At 66.1% G+C, this 5,748-nt stretch carries 6 protein-coding genes and 1 pseudogene; 4 read left to right on the forward strand and 3 right to left on the reverse strand.

Features of this window, described 5'->3' with window-relative positions; translation table 11 throughout:
- On the forward strand, positions 1–526 hold a 526-nt coding region (gene recO / locus EOA79_RS28715; protein WP_128293513.1), incomplete at its 5' end, for a DNA repair protein RecO.
- Here the strand turns inward: recO and EOA79_RS28720 are convergent.
- Positions 523–987: an NUDIX domain-containing protein gene (locus EOA79_RS28720; protein WP_128293515.1), complete on the reverse strand. Its 465-nt coding sequence runs from the start codon at positions 985–987 to the stop codon at positions 523–525. The genes recO and EOA79_RS28720 overlap by 4 nt on opposite strands.
- Positions 988–1,233: 246 nt before the next feature.
- Here EOA79_RS28720 and EOA79_RS28725 point away from each other — a divergent pair, with 246 nt between their 5' ends.
- Positions 1,234–3,987, forward strand: a complete 2,754-nt coding sequence (locus EOA79_RS28725) for a DUF2339 domain-containing protein (protein ID WP_095823678.1) — start codon at positions 1,234–1,236, stop codon at positions 3,985–3,987.
- A gap of 3 nt (positions 3,988–3,990) precedes the next feature.
- On the opposite strand, the gene EOA79_RS28730 is transcribed toward EOA79_RS28725, so the two are convergent.
- Entirely contained in the window at positions 3,991–4,419 is a 429-nt protein-coding gene (locus EOA79_RS28730) for a type II toxin-antitoxin system VapC family toxin (protein ID WP_095823677.1), read from the reverse strand.
- On the reverse strand, positions 4,419–4,664 hold the full coding sequence (locus EOA79_RS28735) for a type II toxin-antitoxin system VapB family antitoxin (protein ID WP_066997434.1): 246 nt from the start codon (positions 4,662–4,664) through the stop codon (positions 4,419–4,421). The genes EOA79_RS28730 and EOA79_RS28735 overlap by 1 nt, the downstream gene beginning before the upstream one ends.
- A 245-nt stretch (positions 4,665–4,909) precedes the next feature.
- Here EOA79_RS28735 and EOA79_RS28740 point away from each other — a divergent pair, with 245 nt between their 5' ends.
- Positions 4,910–5,428 (forward strand): RNA polymerase sigma factor, encoded by a 519-nt coding sequence (locus EOA79_RS28740; RefSeq protein WP_066998131.1) that lies wholly within the window; start codon positions 4,910–4,912, stop codon positions 5,426–5,428.
- Positions 5,425–5,748 (forward strand): annotated as a pseudogene (locus EOA79_RS28745) (anti-sigma factor); the annotation flags it as partial. The gene EOA79_RS28740 and the pseudogene EOA79_RS28745, both read left to right, overlap by 4 nt.

Here is a 5,748-nt window from a genome sequence, read left to right on the forward strand (position 1 = left end):
GCTGATGGACAGCGCAGTCGCCGTCTACGGCCTGCAGACCATGGCCGCGCATCTCAGGCTTCTGCCCGAACGCGATGCCCATGGCGGCCTCTACGAGGCTCTTGCGGTGATGATCTCCCATCTGGGCGATGCCGATGCCGCGGGCGAGTTGGTGGCGCGCTTCGAATTGCTGATCCTGGATGAACTCGGCTTCGGCCTCGACCTCAGCCAGTGCGCGGCGACCGGATCACGGCAGGATCTCGCCTATGTCTCGCCGAAATCCGGACGCGCCGTCTCGCGCGCCGCGGGCGCGGCTTGGCACGACAAGATGCTGGCGCTGCCGGCCTTCCTGCAGCGCGGCACCGGCGTGCGCGCCGATGCCGCGGCGCTCGAGGACGCCTTCCGGCTGACCGGCTTCTTCTTCACCCGCCACGTTTATGAGCCGCGCGGCATCGAGCCGCCCGACGCCCGCGCTGGATTCCTCGCGGCGCTGCGCCGGCATCAGGTGGCGGTGAAGGTGATTGCCGCGAATGAGGCGAGGATCTAATCGGCTCGCCGTCGCTCCAGAAAATCGTCGAGGATGGGACGCTGGCCTTTCAGGATCTTGAGACCGGCGTCTGGGAGCGAGAACCAGCCGGCTTTGTCCACTTCGGGAAATTCCTTCATGGCTCCCGACCTTGGCGGCCATTCCATGGTGAACATGTTGCTCCTGACGGCATCCACATCGATGTCCGCTTCGACGCTCCCGGCGATCACGATTTTACCGCCCGGCTGCTTGTAGCTGCCGACTGGCTGGAAATCGCCGTCGATCGCGACGCCTAGCTCCTCCTCGGCCTCACGCCGAGCGGCCACGAGATCGTCCTCGCCATCGTCGATCAGCCCCTTCGGGATCGACCAGGCCCCTTCATCTTTCCTTGCCCAGAACGGTCCGCCGGGATGGACCAGCAGGAACTCGAACACACCGGCGGTTTGCTTGAAGATCAGCAGGCCCGCGCTTCGTTGCGGCATCGGTCATCCTCTTGTTAATTCCCGCTAGCGTTCGAGGATAGCACGAGTGGTCCGCGGCGAGCGGCCGGCAATTTGCGGCCCGAGCCTCAGCCGCTTCGACGTATCGCCGTTGGATAAAGCCTGCGGTCGCTGGCAATCGGCGCCGAAACATGCTCGATCTTGCAGGCCGGCAGGGCGCTGATTGGGTAGCCGTCTCATCGCCGCATTTGTCGGCCACGACTGGCACGGTTTTGAGGGGAAACCGCCATGTTTTTCGGCCTGATCGCCATTGCCGCCGTCATCGCTCTATTCGTCATCATTTCACGCCAGCAAACGCGCCTCGGACTGATCGAGCGCGAGCTTGGCGCGCTGCGCAGCTTGGTGCTTTCGGGCATCCCGCAGCCCGCGCCCCGGCCTGGCGAGGTCGCGGAAGCTGCTGCAGGCGAAGGTCCCGCCGTGATTGCCGCAGCGGTCACGTCGCCGGCAGGTGAAGCAGCCCCGCAGGCCACAGCCGCCGCGACGCCCGACGAGCCAAAAGCCGAAGCGCCAGCCCAAGCGGGCGAGGGGACTCCGTCCGAACCCGCCGGAGAGGGACAATTGACGCAACCTGCCGCGCCGGCCGAAGCGGCAGTACCTGCAAGGGCCGCCCGCGATGTCGAGACGGCCCTCGGCACGCGTTGGGCGGTCTGGGTCGGCGGCATCGCGCTGGCGCTGGGTGGCCTGTTCCTGATCCGCTACACGATCGAGGCCGGCATTTTCGGCCCCGGCGTGCGACTGACCATGGCCGGCGTTCTCGGTCTTGTGCTGCTTGCCGGCGCCGAGTTCATCCGCCGCACCGGCTTCCGGGTGCCGGTGCAGGGAGCTGCCGGCGCCTACATCCCGGCGATTCTGACGGGCGCCGGCGCCTTCATCCTGTTCGGCACCGTCTATGCAGCCTATGGCATCTACGGCTTTATCGGCCCCGCGCTCGCCTTCACGCTGCTCGGCGCGATCGGCGTCGCCACCATTGCCGTCTCGCTGGTCCACGGCCTGGCGCTGGCCGGCATCGGCCTCGTCGGTGCCATGGTGACGCCGGCCCTCGTCGCCTCGGAGGCGCCGAACCCGTGGGCGCTGTTCGTCTACCTGGCGATCGTGCTTGCCGCCACGGCGGCTATCGCCCGCATCCGCGATTGGAAGGCGCTTGTCGCGGCAGCCTTCGCCGGCACCGGCATCTGGACCATCGTCTACATGACCAATGCACCGGAGGTGAATCTCTCGACGGTGCTGTTCATCAGCCTGGCCTCGCTTGCCGTGCTCGGCTTCGTCTGGCTAGCCGATTTCTTGACTGCTGGCCGCGACGACGCGGAGCCCTGCTTCGACTGGCCATCAATCGCGCCCGGCTTCTTCGTTGCGCTGACCGCGCTCGGGCTGTCGGTCGATCCGGTGTTTGCCAAGGCGGGTTATGCCTCGCACGGCGCGGTGCTGCTCGCCGCGCTGCTGGCAGTGGCGCTCTACCGGCCGCGCGCCTTGCCGCTCCTCTTCGCCGCCGGCCTGGCGACCGCGCTGATCTATCTCGGCATCATCCCGCCCGCCACCATCGGCGCCGATGCGCTGGATGTCGGCCTGGGCGCCGAGCCGCTGGCCGCATCCGACACGCTGACCTTCCGCCTCGGCATCGCGCTTGCCCTGGTCTTCGTCGCAGCCGGGTTCTGGGCCGCGCGCCGCTTTGCGGCTGCTGCGCCCATCCGCGCCGCGTCCTGGGCGGCCTGGGGTGTCATTGTGCCGCTGGTCGTGCTCACCGCGCTCTGGCTCACCTTCGGCGGCATCGACCGCGATTTTGGCTACGCGCTGCCGGCCCTGCTTCTGGTGCTCGTCTTTGCCGCCGGCGGCGAGTGGATCGCGCGCGCCGAGGAACCGCCGCTCCGCGGCGGCCCCGCCGTCTCCTTCGCGCTCGGCGGCGGCGGCGTCGCAGGCTTGTTGATGCTGCACATGGCCTTCGGCTCCGGCTGGACGACGGTGCTGCTCGGCGCCGCCGCCGTCGTGCCGGCGCTCGCGACGCGCTGGCGCAGCTTCCCGGTGCTGGGCTGGATCGCGGTCGGCGCGGCGGTCGCCGTGCTCGGCCGCGTCGCCTTCGATCCAACCATCGTGGGCGCGGCGGCACTGTCGAGGACGCCGGTCTTCAATTGGCTCTTGCCGGGCTATGGCGTTCCGGCGCTCGCCTTCGGCTTCGCCGCCTGGCAACTCGCGCGCACCACCAACGGACGGCCGCGTCTTGCCATGGAAGCGGCCTCGGCGCTGTTCGGCCTGCTCACGATTGCGATGCTGGTGCGCCATGCCATGCATGGCGGCGTCATCGACACCGGCCCCGTCACCCTTGCCGAGCAGGCGATCTACACGCTGATCGCGCTCGGCGCCGGCGCCATACTGGTCGCCATCGACCTGCGCTCGCCGAGCCCGGTGCTGCGCTATGGCTCGATGGCCGCCGGCGTGCTCTCGGTCGCCTTCATCGTCATTCGGCATTTCGTGGTGCTGAACCCGCTGCTGACGGATGAATCGACCGGCGCCGTCCCGTTCTTCAACCTGTTGTTGCTCGCCTATCTGCTGCCGGCGGTCGCAGCAGGAGCATTGGCGCTTTATGTCCGCGAGAGGCGCCCGAGATGGTATGCCGCGATGCTGGCGCTGGTCGCTTCGCTGCTCGCCTTCGCCTACGCCACGCTGTCGGTCCGGCGCCTGTTCAAGGGCGAGTTTATCGGCCTGTGGAGCGGCCTCGGCCAGCTTGAGACCTATACCTATTCGGCGCTCTGGCTGGTCATCGGCGTGGCGCTGCTGACCGCCGGCGTCTGGCTGAGGTCGCAGGTGCTGCGCATTGCCTCGGCCGTGCTCATAGCGGTCGCCGTGCTGAAGGTCTTCCTCTTCGACATGTCGGAGCTGGAAGGCGTGCTGCGCGCACTCTCCTTCATCGGTCTGGGCGCCGTGCTGATCGGCATCGGACTTTTCTATCAGCGTCTGCTGACAAGGGCGGCGAGGTTAGGAGCCGAATAAAGGTCAGGCCAGATCGGTCTGCGAGAAGTCGTTGCCTTTGTAGAGCAGAGGTACGCGATAGGCTTTGGCGCATGCGTAGCTGAAGCAGTCGCCGAAATTCAGTTTGGCTGGGTGGCCCACATATCGACCATAATCTTGCGCGGCCCTTACAGCGAGTTCTCGGATCCGCGTGTCCAGCGGGACCTCAACGGCCTTGAGTTCGGCCAGGAAACCCAAGACGATGATTTGACATCGTTCGATCAGGACGGGTGGCGTCGGAAGCTGGTCGCCGTTTTCCGCTACGGATTTCCTGCGAGCTATCCCAACAATCGCCTCGAATGCGGAACTCGGCGAGAAATAAAGCTTCTCGGCGGCTTCCATTTTCCTAAGAAGGCGGTTCGCATCCGGCTCTTCCGATATGATAGCGATGATAGCGGAAGCATCGAGAAACATCAGAGGTCATCCCATCCTTCGTCCATGAATTTCTTCATGTCGAAGTCCAGGTCGTCCGGACCGAGCGCCCTCGCTGCGTCCTGATACTTTCTAATGCGCTCGCTTAGTGGGAGGACGGCATGTGCCCGTTCGAGCTCACGCTTGAGCGCGATCCGCACGGCTTCAGTCTTCGTGGGCGCCTTGATCGCGGACTGCAGCTGACGAGCCAGCGCGTCAACCTCGTCATCGCGGATATACAAAGACATTGTCGAATTCCTCCGGCGTATATTCTAAGATGAATATGCAAGATATTCAATGACGAATATACAATGGCCAGAACCGGTATTCAACCTTGGTTCCGGTTCCGCTCGCGCCGGGAATAAACCGGCATCCGCCGGCGTTATCCAGGTGCTTGGGTACCGGAGCGGGTGGTCCGCTTCGTGCTGGCTGCTTGCGCCGCGCCGGGAAGGCGCGTTCAATCGAATGGAAGACGACCACGAAACAAGCGGTCATGGACGACAAGAAGGCAGCGATCCTGAGCGAGATACCGCGTCTGCGCCGCTACGCGCGCTCGTTGCTGCGCGACCGCGATTCCGCCGACGATCTCGTCCAGGACTGCCTCGAGCGGGCGCTTGTGCGGCTCGACAACTGGCAAACTGGAGAAAGCCCCAGGAGGTGGCTGTTTACGATCATGCATCATCTGTTCATCGACCAGATGCGCAAGGTTAACCGGCGAGGCGAGGCGGCAATGTTGCCTCTGGAAGCCGGCGAAGCCCAGGCCGCGCCCGCCGATCAGGTCGAAAGCATAGCCTCGCGCGAGATCATGGATGCCCTGCAGGCGATCGGCCCCGATCGCCGTGCGGCATTGGTCATGGTCGCTATCGAAGGCTTTTCCTATGCCGAGGCCGCCAACATCCTGGGCGTGCCGGCCGGCACGCTGATGTCGCGCATCGCGCGCGGCCGCGAGGAACTGCGCGGCCTGCTGGACGACTCCTCGCGCCGCCGCTCGATAAGGATCGTCGAGCGATGACCCGGCGCGATTTCACCGAACGCGATATCCACATGGCCCTCGATGGCGAGCTGCCGGGCGAGGAGCGCATGGCCTATGACGCCTGGCTCGAAGCCAATCCCGAAATGAAGGCGAAGAGCGCCCGTTACATAGCCGACCGTGCGGCGCTCCGCGCCGCCCTGGCCGGCGTGATGGACGAACCGGTGCCGGCAAGGCTACGGCACGCGGTGCTTGGCGAAGCGCCGGCGCGGACGCCTGCCTGGCGCTCGCGCTGGTGGCTTTCGGCGGCGGCGGCAGCCGTGCTGATGGTCGGCGGGTTCGGTGGCTATCTCGCCGGCATC

The sequence above is a fragment of the Mesorhizobium sp. M1A.F.Ca.IN.020.03.2.1 genome (assembly GCF_004023205.1).
Classification (GTDB): Bacteria; Pseudomonadota; Alphaproteobacteria; order Rhizobiales; family Rhizobiaceae; genus Mesorhizobium.

What these genes read in the sequence shown, in the direction of transcription:
- EOA79_RS28740 (WP_066998131.1), top strand. Translation starts at nt 4,910, where the DNA reads ATGGACGACAAGAAGGCAGCGATCCTGAGCGAGATACCGCGTCTGCGC.
- EOA79_RS28735 (WP_066997434.1), bottom strand. Translation starts at nt 4,664, where the DNA reads ATGTCTTTGTATATCCGCGATGACGAGGTTGACGCGCTGGCTCGTCAG.
- EOA79_RS28730 (WP_095823677.1), bottom strand. Translation starts at nt 4,419, where the DNA reads ATGTTTCTCGATGCTTCCGCTATCATCGCTATCATATCGGAAGAGCCG.
- EOA79_RS28720 (WP_128293515.1), bottom strand. Translation starts at nt 987, where the DNA reads ATGCCGCAACGAAGCGCGGGCCTGCTGATCTTCAAGCAAACCGCCGGT.
- EOA79_RS28725 (WP_095823678.1), top strand. Translation starts at nt 1,234, where the DNA reads ATGTTTTTCGGCCTGATCGCCATTGCCGCCGTCATCGCTCTATTCGTC.